The sequence below is a fragment of the Parafrankia sp. EAN1pec genome, from assembly GCF_000018005.1.
GTDB classification, from domain to species: domain Bacteria; phylum Actinomycetota; class Actinomycetes; order Frankiales; family Frankiaceae; genus Parafrankia; species Parafrankia soli.
The window spans coordinates 7,883,033-7,898,352 of record NC_009921.1 but is presented as its reverse complement, the minus strand read 5'-3'; the positions used below and the strand labels follow the sequence as shown (position 1 = coordinate 7,898,352).

Sequence of the window (15,320 nt, the reverse complement as noted above, 5' to 3'; positions counted from 1 at the left end):
ACGGGCCCGGTCAGGTCGCCGGCCGGAGCACGTAGCCGGCGCCGCGCATTGTGTGGATCATCGCGGGCCGGCCGGCGTCGATCTTCTTGCGCAGGTAGGAGACGTACAGCTCGACGACGTTCGCCTGGCCGCCGAAGTCGTAGTTCCACACCCGGTCGAGGATCTGCGCCTTGCTCAGCACCCGGCGCGGGTTGCGCATGAAGTAGCGCAGCAGCTCGAACTCGGTCGCCGTCAGGCGGATCTCGCGGCCGGCCCGGGTGACCTCGCGGCTCTCCTCGTTCATGATGAGGTCGCCGACGACCAGCACCGCGCCGTCCCAGATCGTCGAGCGGTGCAGCCGGCGCAGCAGCCCGCGCAGGCGCGCGACGAGCTCCTCCAGGCTGAACGGCTTGGTGACGTAGTCGTCGCCACCGGCGGTGAGGCCGGCCACCCGGTCCTCGACGGCGTCGCGGGCGGTGAGGAACAGCACCGGCACCTCGGGGCTGTCCGCGCGCAGCTTGCGCAGCACCTCGAGGCCGTCCATGTCGGGCAGCATGATGTCGAGGACCACCGCGTCCGGCCGGAAGTCGCGGGCGGCGCGCAGCGCGCCGCGCCCGTCCTGCGCGGTGCGCACTTCCCAGCCCTCGTAACGCAGGGCCATGGACAGCAGCTCCGACAGTGTGTTCTCGTCGTCGACGACCAGAATGCGGGGGCTCGACGGCTGCATTCCGTCAGCATGGGATGCATTCCTGTGGGCTTCCTGAACATCTCCTGTGGGTTGGCTGTGCGCCCGCGCGGGCGACGCGGTGGCCGGCCCGCTGCGGTGGGCACATAACCAGCGCTCAGCGTCGTCACAGGCTGCGCACAGGTTATCGGCGAAATCTCCTCCCGACGGCGGCGACCGACCCGCCGGGACGAGGAGTTCGGACATGAGCCACGTCGGGCCCGACGACCCGCCCGAGTCCTCGCCGTCGAGCGGGCCGGTCCCGTCACCGGCGGGGGGCAATCCCCAGCCGCTGTCGACGAGCGGGCCGCCGCAGGCGAGCACATGGCCGGCACCGCAGGCAGGTGGTGAGCCGGCGCCGCACGCGACTGGGAGCCACGCGGCTGGAAGTGGGGCCTCCCAGGCGCCCGGCTGGACCGGGTCGCCGGCCTGGAGCGGGCCGCCGCCGCCGGGGCCGGGGTCGGCCCCGGGCGAGGTCTCGTCCCGGGCGGCTGCCTCTCCCGGCGCGCCGGTGCCCGGCGTGAGCCCGCCGCCGCGGGTGGCCTCGGGTGCGCTGCCCCGGTGGAGCCTGGGCCGGACGGCCGTGGCCGGAGCCATCGCGCTCGCTCTCGCCGTCGGCGCGGCGGCCGCGGTCAACGCCAGCAGCCTGGGCTCGGACGGAGCCGGCGGCGGCCCCGGCGGCCTGCGCGGCGGGCCGTTCCAGGTCATGAACCCGGCCGGATCGGCGGTGACGGCGGGTGGCACCGGCACCGGTTCGCTGCACGGGGAGTACGTCACCGCGGACCGCTCCGGCGGCTACACGACCGTCCGGACCCAGTCCGGCGAGGTCACGACAGTGCAGCCCACCGCCGTCACGGTGCGCAGCACGGACGGCTTCACCGCGACATACACGGTCACGGACGAAACGCTCGTGGACGGCCGCACGGGTGGGATCGGCAACGTCGACGTCGGTGACACCGTCGGGGTCACCGCGACCGTGCCCGATGACGATCCGGCCGACGGCACCCCGTCGACGTCCACCGCGACCGCGACCGCGATCGTCGAGGAGACCACCGGCCAGGGCCAGGGCCAGGGGCAGACCCAGGGCCAGATTCCGAGTCAGGGGCAGGGGCAGAGTCAGGGGCAGCCGCCGGGCGGAGCGGGCGGCCTGACAGGGCGCGGCGGGCTGGGCGGGGGCGCGTTCCCCGGCTCGCCGCCGGGGCAGGGCACGGCGGCGGGTGGGACGGACCCCACCGTCCAGGGCGGGGCCGCCCCGGTGCCGCCGTTGCCTGGTATGGCAGCCCCGCTCGCGCGGCAGACCGCCCTCGTCCCGTCAGCCACCCGGCTGGAGGGTGGGCGGGGCGGCACCGAGACCGGCACGGCCGTGGCCACCGCCGCCTAGTTCTGGAACATCATGACCAACCGTGGCCCGCGGTGGCCGCGTCATCGACCCGGCCCCGAACCCCTGCCCCGGGCCTGTCCCGGCAGGTGTCGTCGGGACGACGTCATCGTGTCCGTGTGGCCCGCTACGGGTGTCAAGCCGCGCCTACAGTGGACCAATGGCCGTTCGTGTAGTCCTCGCTGAGGACAACGCCCTGCTTCGGCATGGTCTGGCAACGCTGATCGAGCGTGCGGACGGCCTGGAGCTCGTCGGCACGGCGACCGATCAGCCGTCCCTGGAACAGGCGGTGCGCGACCACGATCCGGACGTGGTGGTGACCGACATCAGGATGCCGCCGTCCCGTTCGGACGAGGGCATCAAGGTCGCCGGGTGGCTGCGGCGGGAGCGCCCGGCGGTCGGCGTCGTCGTCCTCAGCCAGCACGCCGAGGCCACCTACGCCCTCGCGTTGCTCGAGGGCGGCTCGTCCGGGCGGGCGTACCTGCTCAAGGAGCGGGTGGCCGGCGTGGACGACCTGCTGCGGGCCATCCGCGCGGTCGCGGCCGGAGAGTCGGTGATCGACCCGGCGGTGGTGGAGGGGCTGGTCGCGGCGAACGCGCGCCGCCAGCACACCGAGCTGGACCGGCTGACCCCGCGCGAGCGGGAGGTGCTGAGCCACATGGCCCAGGGCTGGAGCAACGCGGCGATCGCCGGGACGCTGGTCCTGTCCGAACGGGCGGTGGAGAAGCACAGCAACTCGATCTTCGCGAAGCTCGGCCTGACCGACGAGCCCGACCTGAACCGGCGGGTGAAGGCCGTCCTGCTCTACCTGCACTCGGGGCATCGCCCCGCAAGCGGGTCGACGGGGAAGGTAGCCACACCGACCTGATGACATGGTCGCACCCTTGGGCACCGTGAGCCGCACGGCGAGACTGTGTCCATGAGCTCCCCTCCGGCGGTCTCCGTGCTGGTCGTTGACGACCAGCGGCCCTTCCGGCTCGCCGTGCGCGCGGTCCTGCGCCGTGCCGCCGGTTTCGTCCTCGCCGGTGAGGCCGAGACGGGCGAGGACGCGCTTACCGCCGCCGCCGAGCTGCGCCCTGACCTGGTGCTCATGGACGTCAACCTGCCCGGTATCGACGGCGTGGTCGCCGGCGCGCGCATCCGCGAGGACGCGCCCGACACGGTCGTCGTCCTGTGCTCGACGTACGGGCGGACGGACCTGCCGGCGGCCGTCGCGGCCAGCGGGCTGGACTACCTGTGCAAGGAGGACCTGGCACCGAGCGTCCTACGCGAGATCTGGAGCCGGCGCACGCCGCCGTCCGATCCGCCCCGATAGCCGGGGCTGGCCCGTGCGGGGGGTGGTCACTCCCCGCGCAGGACGGCCCCCGGCAGCAGCCGCCACGCGCGCCAGGCGGGCAGGGCGGCGACGAGCAGGCCGACGGCGATCGCGGCCGGCGGGAGCACGGCGAGCACCCGCACGGGTATCGCCAGGTCGGCGGACACCCCGGTCGCGGTCGCGATCTCCCACCAGACCAGACGTCCGATCAGCATGCCGGCCGGGATACCGACGGCGACGGCCAGCGCCGCGCTCACGCACGAGGTCGTCAGCGGGATGCGGGCCGTCTGGGACGGTGTGAAGCCGAGGGTGCGCAGGATCGCGAGCTCGCCGTGGCGGCGCCGCCAGGTGGTTCCGGCGGCGTGGCCCGCGGCGGCCACGGCCAGCGCGGCGAGCACGGTCTGGAGCAGGGCCGGGAGCCGGCCGATGCCGCCCAGGTTGGCGATCTCGGTCGGCGGGCGGCCGACGTCCAGCTCGTACTCGGTGCCCAGCGCGGCGGCGAGGTTCACCGGGTTCACCGGGTCGACGGCGCGGACGAGCGCGCTGCGCAGCGGCTGCGTCTGCTGGACCCGGGCGAGCGTGGCCGGCTCGACGAGCATGCTCTCGCCGAGCCGCTCCCCGCCGGGGACGGGGCCGACCCCGATGCCGACGACGGTGAGCACGGCGTGCCCGCCGTCGTTCGCCGCCACGCTCACCGTGCTGCCCACCCCGAGGTCGAACCGCTGGGCGGCCCGTGGGCCGAGGACGACCTCGTTCAGGCCCCGCGGCGCCACACCATCGAAGATCGTCCATCCCACCGCCCCTGTGGACGTCACCGGGCCGGCGCGCGTGGTCGCCTTCGGCGCGAGGGAGTAGACGGCGACGTCCTCGCCGGGGCTGGTGTCCCCCCGCCCGATCGCCCCGGGGCCGGCGTCGCCCGGGCCGTCGCCCTGTATGGGGTCCGGCGCCCGCAACGCCCGGCCCTCGGCGTCGATCTCGATGGTCGCGGTCGAGGCGTCGAGCATGCTGACGGCGGCGACCCGGGGGTCGGCCGCGAGCCGGTTGACGATCTCCGGGCGCGCGTCGGTGATCTCCAGATCCGCGTTCCATCCGTACCGCTGCGGCTCGTCTACCAGGCGGTTCATGCCGGCGGCGATCGTCGCGGCGGCGACCAGCCCGGTCACCCCGATGGCTGCGCCCGCGACGGCGGGCCGGCGTGTGGCCGGCGAGTGGTCCCGGCGGCGCCCGAGCGCGAACGCGGTTCCGATCCACAGCCAGACCGGGCCGCGCATGCAGGCCGCGCCGCGGGCCAGCGGGGATCCGGCACCACCCTGGCCCGTCGCCGCCGGTGCCGCCGCCGAGCCGACCGGTGACAGGGACGACACGGCCGGCAGGGGTGACACGGCAGACGAGCCGAACCGGGCCGCCGGCCCGAAGGCCCCGGCAGCCAGGGCGGCCATGCCCAGACGGGGCACGAGGGGTCCCGGGTCTGCCGGGCGACGTCCGGTTCGGGCCGCGGTGCCGCCGGCGAGCAGGAGGGTGATGAGCAGGCCCGCCGCTCCGGCGCCGCACACCAGCGCGACGTGCGGCGCGTAGCCCGGGTGGGGCTCCACCCCGGCGAGCGGCCCGAGCGGTTCCAGCAGGCCCGCGATGAGGGGGCCCGCGGCGGCGGTCACCCCCGCCAGCCCGGCGGCGGGCAGCGCCGCCAACGTCCGCGCGCCGGCGCGGCCCAGCCCGGTCAGGCCGAGCACCGCCTCGATGCGCTGGGCGTGCGCGCTCGCCGCGTGGTGGCGGTAGAACGCCTGCCCGGCGGCGGCGAGGCCGGCGACGCCGACGACGGCGGCGAAGACGACCAGCCCGGTGACGAGGACGCGCTGGGTCGCGGCGATGCGGGCGTCGCCGTCGGTCGCCGGCCGGGACACCTGCAGCGCGGGGAACTCCCCGGCCAGCGGGTCGCGCGCCAGGCCGTCTCCCAGCCGCCGCAGCGCCGTGCTGACGGCCGCGACGGTCCGCGGGCCGGGCTCGAGCCGCAGCATGACCGCGGTGGAGACGGGATCGAGCCGGCTTGCCAGCGCTGGGCTGACGGCCAGCGGCATCTGCCGGGCGTTCTCGCCGGCCATCCTGGTCAGGCCGGTGATCGTCAGTTTCAGGACGGGCCCGCCCGGGGTGCCGAAACCGGTGTCGAAGCTGAGGAAGTCCGACGGCGTCAGCAGCCGCAGCCGCAGCGTGTCGCCGACGCCCACCCCCCACCGGGCGGCCGCCCGCTCGTCGAGGACGGCCTCGTCCGGCGCGGCCGGGTCATACCCGTGACCACGGACCACCACGGGCTCGTACAGGCCGCGGTGATCGGCCGGGCCGCCGATGATGCCGATGTAGGCCAGCGACGGCTGGTCCTCCAGCCGTCCGACCATCCCGACGCCCGCCCACGCCTGCGCGACCCCCGGGATGGCGGCCACCCTGCGGGCCAGCTCCGGGTCGTCGCTGAAGTAGCTCACCTGGAGGTCGGCGACCGAGGAGGCGCGCTCGAGTCGGTCGTGCGCCGTGGCGGTGCGCCGGACGAGCGCCGCCGTCCCGGCGACCACGGCGACGACCATGCCGATGAGCACGCCGAGGGCGATCAGCGCCGCCCACCGCCGCCGCAGCTCACTGCGCGCGATCATCCCGATCGCGCCGAGGACGGCCATCAGCCGCCACCCACGGGCACGACGCCGATGACGCCCGTCCCGGAGCCGGGGGACGACTCCCAGCGCAGCGTGCCGCCGATCGCGCCGATGCGGTCCGCCATGTTCGTCATGCCGTGGCCACGCGCGGAGCTCTCCGGTTCGAAGCCGGCGCCGTCGTCCCACACGGCGAAGGTGAGCGACCCCTCCCGCTCGCCGAGCGTCACCTCCACCGAGCTGCCGGGGGCGTGCTTGGCCGCGTTCTGCAGCGCCTCCAGGCAGCAGAAGTAGACGGCGGCCTCGACGTCCGGGGGGTAGCGGCCGATGTCGTCGGCCCGCACCGTCACGCCCACCGTGGAACGCTGCCCGGCGGCCCGCAGCGCCTCGGTCAGGCCCGAGGACCGCAGCAGCGGCGGGTAGATGCCGTGCGCGAGGTTGCGGACCTCGGTGATCGTCTCGGTCACCTGCTCGGCCATGGCGGTGAGCAGCTCGTCGGCGGCGGCCAGGTCCTCGTCGCGTTCCGGCGCGCCGGGCACGGACCCGTCGCCGTCGTTCGAGCTGCTGCCGTTCGAGCTGCTGCCGTCCGAGTCACCGTCCGAGATGAGGTCGCGGACCAGCCGGAGGCCGACGGCGAGCGAGACCAGCTGCTGCTGCGCCCCGTCGTGGAGATCGCGCTCGATCCGGCGTCGCTCGGCGTCCGCGGTGGCGACCAGGCGGGCCCTGGAGCCGCGCAGCTCTTCGTTGGCGTGCCGCAGGTCGGTGAGTGCGTCGCGCAGGTTGGCGTCGAGCTGGCGGTTGTGCAGGACGGTGCCGACCCGTGTCCCGAGCTCGGCGAGCATCCGGTCCTCGGCCTCGGAGAACCGGGGGGCCTCCGGTGGCCGCTGGGCGACGAGCATCCCGAGCAGGGCGCCGCCGGCGCGGGCGGGGACGACCCGTACCTGGGCGTCCAGGTACCGGCGGGCGAGCTGGGGGACCCACAGCGACAGCCACCCGGGCCCCGCCACCCTGGTCCGCGCGAGCACGATGAGATCACCGGCGGTGAGGGCGATCGTCGAGCCGACCTCGGCGGGCCCGCCGGCGGCGGCACCGGGACCGCCCGCAGCACCGGGACCGCCCGCAGCGGGCCTACCGGCGTCCTGCCCACCGGCGTCCGGAGCGGTCGCGGGTGGGCTCTCCGGCGTCACGACGGCGGCGGTGAGGCGCCCGGCCGCGCCGGTCCAGATCTCCACCCGCTGCAGGGAGAGGCTGCGCCGCAGGGCGTCACCCAGCCCGGCCAGCGCCTCGTCCAGGCTGGTACCGCGGCTCGCGTCCTCGCCGAAGGTCCGCAGGACGTCGTCGGGCGCGTACCGGGCGCCCCGCACGGCGTGCCGGACGAGCGCCGCCGTCCGGGCCCGAGCCCCGGCGGCCAGGACGGCGGCGAGGGCCGCCGCGATCAGGACCGGGCCGGTGAAGCTCTCGCCGCCGTCCGGCGGGCGGTGCCCGAGGGTGGCCAGCGCGCCCGCGAGGCCCACCGCCGCGATCGCGGCGAGGCAGGCGAGGTCGGCGGCGATGGTCAGAACGCGTTCGGAACGGCGCCGCGCGCGGGGCGCCCAGCCGGCGGCCACCCCGGCGGTGAGCAGGACGGCGTCCACGGCCAGCGGGGCGGACCATGGCGGCGTTCCGGCACCGAGCAGCCGTGGGGCGGCGCACGCGGCGGTCACCGCGGCCCCGGCCAGGGCCGCCGCGGTGAGGAGCTGGCGCCGCGGGTGGGTCACGCCGACACCTCGGCCCGCCCACGACCGGCGCCGCCGCCCGCAACCGTGGCGGCGCCGGCACCGGCGCCGGCGCCGGCCGCACCTGTGCCGGCACCGGCACCGCCGCTCGCGCTGGTGCTGGTGCTGGCGGAGACGCGACCGTCGCGCATGGTGACGATCCGCTGCGCGCCGGCCGCGACCTGCGGGTCGTGGGTGACCATCAGGATGGTCTGCCCGCGCTCGTGCAGCCGGGTGAACAGATCGAGGACCTCGGCGGCGCCGGCGGAGTCGAGCGCTCCGGTCGGCTCGTCGGCGAGCAGCACGGTCGGCTCGTTCGCGAGCGCGCGGGCGATCGCCAGGCGCTGGCGCTGGCCTCCGGAGAGCGTGCCCGGCATCGAGTCGGCCCGCTCGAGCAGCCCGAGCAGGTCGAGCAGGTCATGCCCGCGCCGGACGGCGGCGCGCCGGCCCGCCCCCGACAGCCGGGCCGCCAGCACGACGTTGTCCGCCACGGACATCGCCTCGAGCAGGTGGAAGAACTGGAACACCATCCCGACGTGGTGGCGGCGCAGCCGGGCGAGGTCGGCCTCGGACAGCGCGGTCAGCGCGATGCCGGCGACGGTGACCGACCCGTCGTCGACCCGCTCGAGCCCGGCGACGACGTTCAGCAGAGTCGACTTGCCGCTGCCGGACGGCCCCATCACCGCGACGAACTCACCGTGGGCCACGGTCAGGCTGGCGCCCCGCAGCGCGTGCACCGGGGCGGTCTCGGCGTCGAAGGTGCGGTACACCGACCGTAACCGGACGGCGGGCTCCTTCGAACCCGTGCCCGGCGACCCCGGCAACTCCGGCAACTCCGGCGGCTCCGACGACCTGGGCGGTTCTGACGACCTGGACGGCTCCGGCGACCCCGGCGATTCCGACACGGCAACCGCGCTCCTTCACACCCCGCGCCCCGTGATCCGGACGCCCCGCCCCTGCTGCCCCGATGGCCCCGGGAACTGACCATTTCACCCGACGGCTGCGCCGCGTGGTAGGCGGGCACCCAGCCGGTGCGGGTGGTGGTGGCCTCACCCGTTCCCGCAGGGTGCCAGACTCGCCGCGCGACGTTCCGCTCCCGGATCGTGACCGCGGCCATCTGCCCCGTCCCGCGGCATTCCAGGCGAATGTGCCGCGGCCACGGGCGGTGCGGACCGACCGAGGAGCAGGAGACCCACGAATGCACACCTGGAACCCGTCCGATGTCGACCGGGATCGTGCCGACATCGAGGCCGCTGAGCCGCGTCACTGAGTCGGGCGGCGGGTGGGCCGGATGGTGTCCTCACCCCGGTCCACCAGGTGGCATGTCGCATCTGGTGGTACTGGCATCCCTTGCACCGCAACGTGATCATATGCGTGCAGTGGGTGGGATGTGGTCTGTCGGCAGCCTGACCGGTAACTCGCTCGATTTGGTGGGTTCATCTGCGCAGACTGGGTACGTGCACCCCATGGCCCGCCACCGCAGTCCTGCCTCGCCACGCCGGTCCACCCGCCCCGGTGGCCACCGGCGTGCCGTGCGTCCCGCTGTCACCGCCGCCACGGTCGTGGCCGCCGGCGCCGTAACGGTCGGCACGGCGTTCGCGGTGTCGGGGTCCACCTCGGTCGCGCCGCCGGTGCCCGCGCAGCGGGTCGGTGTGGTCACGGCGAGCGTCGGCGGGCCCGGCACCGTGGTGCCCTCGGCGCAGGAGTCGTCGGTGATCGTGAACGCGGTCCGGAGCAGCGCCCTCACGTCCGCCGTCCCGCCGGAGAGCTACCGGGTCACGGGCACCGTCCTCGCCCGCAGCGACCAGAGCTGGGCCTGGGTCGAGCTCGTGCCCGTCACGGACGAGGTCGACCGGGCCGAGGGCGTCCTGCACCGTGGCGACTCGGGGTGGGAGCTGATCCAGATCGGCAGCTACGAGGTCGGCTGTGGCATCGTCCCGAGCGCCGTCGCCGCGGATCTCGACCTGGAGTGCCCGAGCGACCAGCCCGGCTTCGACGCCTGACCGGCGCCTCGGCTGAGGCGCCCGTCCGGCGCGTGGCGCCCGGGGTTCGAGTGACCGGCGACTGGAGCCCCGGGTTCGAGGCCGCCGGGCTGGGCCCACGGCGAGCCCAGCCTGGCGGGTCGGCCGTCCGGTCGCTGGTCCGTCAGCCGTACTGCGGCGGCTGGCCGGCCAGCGGCGCGGCGGCGGGGTTGTTGTTCGCCGCGAGCAGGTCGCGGATCTCGGTGAGCAGCTTCGCCTCGTCGCTGATCGCCGGCTCCTCCTGCGGCTCCGGTTCCTCGCCACGCCGGCGCATCTCGTTCGCCTTGGCGAGCGGCAGGACGATCACGAAATAGATCACCGCCGCGACAACGATGAACGCGATCACATCGTTGATGAACGCCCCGTACCTGAACTTGCTGTCGTTGATGGTGAACGTCAGGCTGGAGAAGTCCGGCTCGCCGCCGATCGCGGCGATCAACGGCGTGAAGATGTTCTTCACCAGCGACTGGACGACGGCCGTGAACGCCGTGCCGACGACCACCGCGATGGCCAGGTCGACGATGTTGCCCCGCATCAGGAACTGCTTGAAGCCCCGCAGCCCCGGAGTGATCAGCCGCGTCGGGGGCTCGACGACACCGCGACCACTACTGACGACCTTCCGCCACCCGAACACGCCTGTTCCTCCACAACCTCGGACCAAAACTGCCGAGGGGAGGCTATAGCCGGATGATCGGGAGTAAAACCCCAGGTCATCGGATGCGTGAGATCCGGGTGCGCAGCCCGGTCAGCGCGCCGAGTCCGGCGTGTAGGTGATGTCCCACAGCCGGGCGGTCTTGTCCGTGCTGGTGGTGGCCAGCAGCAGGCCGTAAGGCGCGAACGCGCAGGCCATGACGGTGCTGCTGTGACCGGTCAGCGTCGCCACCGCCGTCCCGGTGGCGACGTCCCACAGCCGGGCGGTGTCGTCGGTGCTCGCCGTCGCCAGCAGGACGCCGTCCGGGGAGAACGCGCAGCTCTGCGCCGAGCCGGGCAGGGTGAGTGTGGTCGTCCCGGTCGGGGTGTCGGTGAGGCGGGTGCCGTCGTTGCTGGTCGTGGCCAGCAGCAGGCCGTCGGGGGAGAACGAGCAGCCGTTCGCGAAGTTGGTGTGCCCGGCCAGGCTCGTGATCGTCTCGCCGATCGTGACGTCCCAGAGCAGGGTCGACTCGGCGCCCGCGGTGACGAGGAGCCGGCCGTCCGGGGAGAACGCGCACCCGTACACCGAGCCGCGGTGCCCGGTCAGCGTGGCGATGTTGGTTCCGGTCGAGACCCCCCACAGCTTGACCGTGCGGTCCGTGCTGACCGTCGCGAGCAGGCGGCCATCCGGGGAGAACGCGCAGCCGTAGACGGGGCCCTTGTGGCCGGCCAGGGTGAGGGCCAGCCGCTCGGTCGCGATCTCCCAGATCCGCGCGGTCTTGTCGCTGCCGGTGGTCGCGAGCAGGTCGCCGTCCGGGGAGAACGCACAGCCGTGCACGGCGGAGATCTTGCGCCCGCTCAGCCGTCCGACGGTGCGGCCGGTGGTCGTGTCCCACAGCCGGGTGCCGTCCTTGCTGGTGGTGGCGAGCAGCCGGCCGTCGGGGGAGAACGCGGCGGAGGTGACGTCGCGTTCGTGGCCGGTCAGCGCCACCCGCGTCGTCACCTCGACGTTGCGGGACGGTCGGTTGCTGCGCTCGAATCCGCGCAGGTCGGCGGGCCGGGCCGAGCCGGCCGGCGCGGGGCCGGACGGCAGCGTCGTGGCCAGCCAGTCGACGTCGCGCACGGCCGAACCCGGCTCGGCGTGGGTCTCCACGAGGCTGCCCGGACCCTCGGAGGCCAGATCGAACAGCGCGCCGTCGGTCAGCCGGACGCGGGCGAGCACCGCCCCGGCGTCGAAGCGGGCCCCGGGTTCGACCAGCCAGCGGACCATCGTGGCCCGTCCGCCGGGAATGTCCCAGCGGGCCGGCCGCACCACCGGGTCGGGCCGCGCGGCGACGGTGCGCCGGGTCGAGACCGTCGCCGCCCAGGAGGCCGCGCCGAGCACGACGGCCTGGTCCGGCTCCGGCGCGGTGAACACGTGCTGGTGCGGCCAGTCGGTGCCCACGCCGAGCCGGCCCGCGAGGATCTCGGTGACCACCGGCATCCGCGACGAGCCGCCGACCGGCAGCACGCCGTCGAGCTGCTCCGGGCTGATGCCGGTGCTCTCCAGCAGGTGCTGGCAGCAGGCCATCGTCCGGGCCAGGGTCGGGGAGGCGAGCTTGTCGAACCGGTCCCGCTCCAGGCTGACGAGGAGGCCGGCGGGGCTGAAGACGTCCTCGACGAAGGCGACGTCCGTGAGCTGGTGCTTCACCGCGCGGGCGAAGTCGAGCAGCTCGTGGCGGGTCCGGCTGGCGGCGGTCTGGAACACCTCGCCGACGCCGGTCGGGTTGAGTAGCGGCTCGAGGCCCGGCCCGTAGTGGCCGAGGATCTCGTCGAAAAGCAGCTGGTCGAAGTCGCGCCCGCCGCAGTCGTGCAGGCTGGCGTGCCCGAGCAGCTCGTGGCGGCCGTCCTCGCCGACCACCACCAGGGCCGCCTCGAACGTCCCGCCGCCGAGGTCGTAGACGAGGACGAGGTTGCCGGGCTGCGGGCCGGCGGGGCCCATCGGCGCCCAGGCTGCGGCGACCGGTTCGGCGAGCAGGTCGACGTCGACGAAGCCGGCCTCCTCGGCGGCCCGGATCATCGTCCGCCGCAGCGGCCCGGCCGGGTCGTAGCTGGCCGGCACGGTCACGACCGCCCGGCGCAGCGCCTCCCCGGCGAGCTGGACCTCGGCCTCGGCGCGCAGCGCCGCCAGCACCGCGGTGACCAGCGCGGCCGGCTGGTGGGCGCGGCCGTCCAGGGTGACGGCGGCGTTCCTGGTCAGGTCACGTTTGACCCCGCCGCGGTAGGCCGCGGGCCAGATCCGCTTGCGGCGCTCGGCGAGTGTGCCGACCACCAGCACCTCACCATCGGCGAACACGGAGGCCGGCCAGCCGGCGGCGCCGCTCGCGGGTTCCCGGACCGTGGCCACCTTGCCGTCGACGACCAGCGCCGCGGACGCGCTGTAGGTGCCGTAGTCGATCGCGAGGATCGGCTCCACCACCGGCACCCTCCCCGTCGACGTCGCAGGCCTACGTAACCGGACAGAGGCGATCCCTCACCGCCGGTCGGGCGTCCGACCTGTTGATCAAGGTGAGTTGTCCGGAGATGGCCGAAGCATCCCGGGAATCGTAGCGACGGCCGCCCACGGGCCGCCGGGCGCGTCCCACCAGGGATGTCCGTGACCGCTGGGCGTGGCCGTCCGACGTCATGGCGCGACCGGTCGGGCCGAGGGGAAGCCGCGGTGGCCGACGGGTGGCTGACCGGTGGCCGACGGGTGGCCACGCGATCACGGACCGGCCGCGCGGGGGTGTGCCCCGCGGTGACGCGGGTAGGCGACGAGAGAGATCACCAGACGCCGGCGCACGGCGAGCGGGTCTGGGCCATGCGGAGACGAGGAGGTTCCGGCCATGTGGACCAGGAGCATGGGGTTGATCAACAGGGTGGACGTCGGACCGGATGACGGCGGGGGCGTAGCCGCGGGCGGAGCCCAGGATGGTGCCGCCAGAGCCGCCACGGGTGGTGCCGTGGGAGCCGCCGGGGGTGGCGCCGTGGCAGCGGGTCCGGGGTTGATCTGGCGCGCGGTGACGCCGCCCGGCCCGGGGCCCGACCCCGTCCCGCCCAGCCCGGTTCCCGACCCGGTGCCGCCCGGCCCGGGCCCGGACCCGGTGCCGCCGGGGCCGGGGCCCGATCCGGTGCCGCCCAGCCCCGACCCGGATCCCGTCCCGCCCAGCCCGCTGCCCGATCCCGTCCCACCGATGCCGGGGCCGGACCTGTTGCCCGGTGGTGCCCCGGCGTGAGCGCGAAGCGCATCGGGGAGTGGGAGATGCGTCCGCACGGGGTAGTGGTCTTTCATGAGCCACCGCCCCGAGGGAATTCCCGCGCCCGAACTCTCCGACTCCGACCTCGTCCGTGAAGTACGGCATCTGCACCTGACCAGGCACGACACGTTCCTGGCCGGGAGCGAGGACGCCTTCGAGACCCATACCCAGCGGATGCTGGAACTGGAACGCGAGTACCTGCGCCGGTTCCCCGACGCGGGCAGCCCGGACCCGCGGCGGACGCGGGCCGGCCGTCGCCGCGCCGCGGGCGTCGCGGGTTAGTACCGCGACCACCGCCGCGATCCGGAGGCGTCACGCGGGGGAGAGGAGTCCGCGGACCTCGTCGTCCGTGGTGGCGCCGAAGTCGCGGTAGTACGGGCCGACGGCCATGAAGCCGTCGGGGACGGCCAGGCAGACGAGGGCGTCGACCTCTGGCCGCAGGGTCTGCGCCCCCTGACCCGAGGCGACCGGTACGGCGGCGGTCACCCGCGCCGCGCCGGCCGAGCGCATCGCCCGCACGGCCGCGACCATGGTCGCGCCGGTCGCGAGGCCGTCGTCGACGACGATCACCTCGCGGCCGGCGACCGCGGGCGGCGGCCGGTCACCGCGGTACGCGTGCTCGCGGCGCGCGAGCTCGTGCTCCTCACTGTCCGCGATGGCGTCGACGACGCCGGGGGCCAGCCCGAGCCGGAGCATCGCGGGCTCGTTCACGATGCGGATCCCGCCGGTCGCGATCGCCCCGATGGCGTACTCGGGCTGGCCGGGCGCACCGAGCTTGCGCACGGTCAGCGCGTCCAGTTCGGCGCCGAGCCGGCTCGCGACCTCGGCGGCGACCGGCACGCCGCCCCGGGGCAGGCCCAGGACGAGCACGCCCGCGGCGGAGCCGGCGAGCCGGTCCGCCAGCAGCGCGCCGGCCTCGCGCCGGTCGGCGAACAGGTACACCTGGGTGGGCCTACCCCGCCGTGCCCGCCATGACCCGGGTGGTGCGATCCGTCGTCCGGTCCTCCGTGGCGCGGCCCGCTCGGTGGTCGCGGCTCGGGTGGTCTCGGGTCAGGTGGTCTCGGGTCAGGACGCCGGCGTCGTGGATGCCGGCTTGTTCGGGCGCCACGAGGTCACAAGGAGGCCAGCCGAGCCGCCGACTCCCAGCACGAGGGCGATGATCGCGCCCACCCAGCCGTTGAGGTCGTCGTCGATCCCGATCGCGTGGTCGAGCGAGGCCTTGCCCGGGCCGAGGATGGCGATTCCCAGGCACAGGACCGCGATCATGAGCACGTACTCGTAGCCCTGGCCCGGCTTGAAGATGAAGAAGCCGTTCTTGCGGTGCGCGGTGATCCCGGCGACCACCATCGTCCCCATGATCGCACCGGCACTGAACGAGTTCAGGAAGCCGAAGGCGAGCCCGAAGCCGGCCGCGATCTCCACCAGGCCGGACGTCCAGGCATGCACGATGCCGGGCCGCAGGCCCATGCTCGAGAACCAGCCCGCGGTGCCCTGGATCCCGCCGGGCCCGAAGACGTGGTTGTAGCCGTGGGCGACCAGCGTGAGGCCGACGATGATTCTGAATATGAGCGCCGCGGTGTCGGGCGAGGTCACGGGTACTGCCTCCCA

Annotated in this window: 15 protein-coding genes; 7 read left to right on the top strand and 8 right to left on the bottom strand. The window is 74.9% G+C overall.

The features are described 5' to 3' along the window. Positions 1 to 10 precede the first annotated feature (10 nt). Positions 11 to 706 (bottom strand): response regulator transcription factor, encoded by a 696-nt coding sequence (locus FRANEAN1_RS32390; RefSeq protein ID WP_020463905.1) that lies wholly within the window; start codon positions 704 to 706, stop codon positions 11 to 13. Between the two features lie 580 nt (positions 707 to 1,286). On the opposite strand from FRANEAN1_RS32390, the gene FRANEAN1_RS37570 reads away from it, so the two are divergent. The 3 genes from FRANEAN1_RS37570 (at position 1,287) to FRANEAN1_RS32375 (ending at position 3,396) form a co-directional block, all read left to right on the top strand. Further along, positions 1,287 to 2,084, top strand: coding sequence for a hypothetical protein (locus tag FRANEAN1_RS37570; protein WP_198145399.1), 798 nt, complete (start codon positions 1,287 to 1,289; stop codon positions 2,082 to 2,084). 157 nt (positions 2,085 to 2,241) lie between these two features. After that, positions 2,242 to 2,949, top strand: a complete 708-nt coding sequence (locus FRANEAN1_RS32380) for a response regulator transcription factor (RefSeq protein ID WP_020463903.1) — start codon at positions 2,242 to 2,244, stop codon at positions 2,947 to 2,949. 51 nt (positions 2,950 to 3,000) lie between these two features. After that, complete coding sequence (locus tag FRANEAN1_RS32375; protein ID WP_020463902.1) at positions 3,001 to 3,396, top strand: response regulator transcription factor; 396 nt, start codon at positions 3,001 to 3,003, stop codon at positions 3,394 to 3,396. A 26-nt stretch (positions 3,397 to 3,422) separates the two neighbouring features. On the opposite strand, the gene FRANEAN1_RS32370 is transcribed toward FRANEAN1_RS32375, so the two are convergent. Genes FRANEAN1_RS32370 through FRANEAN1_RS32360 form a run of 3 tightly spaced genes read right to left on the bottom strand, consistent with a single transcriptional unit; the run spans position 3,423 to position 8,610 of the window. Beyond that, the gene (locus tag FRANEAN1_RS32370) at positions 3,423 to 6,059 is read right to left on the bottom strand and encodes an ABC transporter permease (RefSeq protein WP_020463901.1); all 2,637 of its coding nucleotides are present in this window, start codon (positions 6,057 to 6,059) and stop codon (positions 3,423 to 3,425) included. Beyond that, on the bottom strand, positions 6,059 to 7,789 hold the full coding sequence (locus tag FRANEAN1_RS32365) for a histidine kinase (protein ID WP_020463900.1): 1,731 nt from the start codon (positions 7,787 to 7,789) through the stop codon (positions 6,059 to 6,061). Before FRANEAN1_RS32365 ends, FRANEAN1_RS32370 begins: the two co-directional genes overlap by 1 nt. Next, positions 7,786 to 8,610, bottom strand: a complete 825-nt coding sequence (locus FRANEAN1_RS32360) for an ABC transporter ATP-binding protein (RefSeq protein WP_041255025.1) — start codon at positions 8,608 to 8,610, stop codon at positions 7,786 to 7,788. The genes FRANEAN1_RS32365 and FRANEAN1_RS32360 overlap by 4 nt, the downstream gene beginning before the upstream one ends. Between FRANEAN1_RS32360 and FRANEAN1_RS42655 the strand changes: the two genes are divergently transcribed. Together FRANEAN1_RS42655 and FRANEAN1_RS32355 are read left to right on the top strand one after the other, a co-directional pair. Beyond that, positions 8,546 to 8,770, top strand: a complete 225-nt coding sequence (locus tag FRANEAN1_RS42655) for a hypothetical protein (RefSeq protein WP_198145715.1) — start codon at positions 8,546 to 8,548, stop codon at positions 8,768 to 8,770. The two genes, FRANEAN1_RS32360 and FRANEAN1_RS42655, sit on opposite strands and share 65 nt — an antisense overlap. 548 nt (positions 8,771 to 9,318) lie before the next feature. Further along, positions 9,319 to 9,789: a hypothetical protein gene (locus FRANEAN1_RS32355; protein ID WP_235013597.1), complete on the top strand. Its 471-nt coding sequence runs from the start codon at positions 9,319 to 9,321 to the stop codon at positions 9,787 to 9,789. A gap of 142 nt (positions 9,790 to 9,931) precedes the next feature. On the opposite strand, the gene mscL is transcribed toward FRANEAN1_RS32355, so the two are convergent. Next, positions 9,932 to 10,366, bottom strand: a complete 435-nt coding sequence (mscL, locus tag FRANEAN1_RS32350; RefSeq protein ID WP_041256747.1) for a large conductance mechanosensitive channel protein MscL — start codon at positions 10,364 to 10,366, stop codon at positions 9,932 to 9,934. A gap of 186 nt (positions 10,367 to 10,552) precedes the next feature. After that, positions 10,553 to 12,895, bottom strand: coding sequence for an Hsp70 family protein (locus tag FRANEAN1_RS32345; protein WP_020463896.1), 2,343 nt, complete (start codon positions 12,893 to 12,895; stop codon positions 10,553 to 10,555). Between the two features lie 547 nt (positions 12,896 to 13,442). Here FRANEAN1_RS32345 and FRANEAN1_RS39890 point away from each other — a divergent pair. Next, complete coding sequence (locus tag FRANEAN1_RS39890) at positions 13,443 to 13,691, top strand: hypothetical protein (RefSeq protein ID WP_083788583.1); 249 nt, start codon at positions 13,443 to 13,445, stop codon at positions 13,689 to 13,691. Positions 13,692 to 13,745: 54 nt separating this feature from the next. Beyond that, on the top strand, positions 13,746 to 13,994 hold the full coding sequence (locus FRANEAN1_RS32340) for a DUF6158 family protein (RefSeq protein ID WP_020463895.1): 249 nt from the start codon (positions 13,746 to 13,748) through the stop codon (positions 13,992 to 13,994). A 30-nt stretch (positions 13,995 to 14,024) separates the two neighbouring features. Here the strand turns inward: FRANEAN1_RS32340 and FRANEAN1_RS32335 are convergent, their stop codons facing one another. Beyond that, positions 14,025 to 14,654 carry a phosphoribosyltransferase family protein gene (locus FRANEAN1_RS32335; RefSeq protein WP_020463894.1) on the bottom strand — a complete coding sequence of 210 codons (630 nt, stop codon included), beginning with the start codon at positions 14,652 to 14,654 and terminating at the stop codon, positions 14,025 to 14,027. Positions 14,655 to 14,777: 123 nt separating this feature from the next. Beyond that, positions 14,778 to 15,305 carry a DoxX family protein gene (locus FRANEAN1_RS32330; protein ID WP_020463893.1) on the bottom strand — a complete coding sequence of 176 codons (528 nt, stop codon included), beginning with the start codon at positions 15,303 to 15,305 and terminating at the stop codon, positions 14,778 to 14,780. Positions 15,306 to 15,320 lie beyond the last annotated feature (15 nt).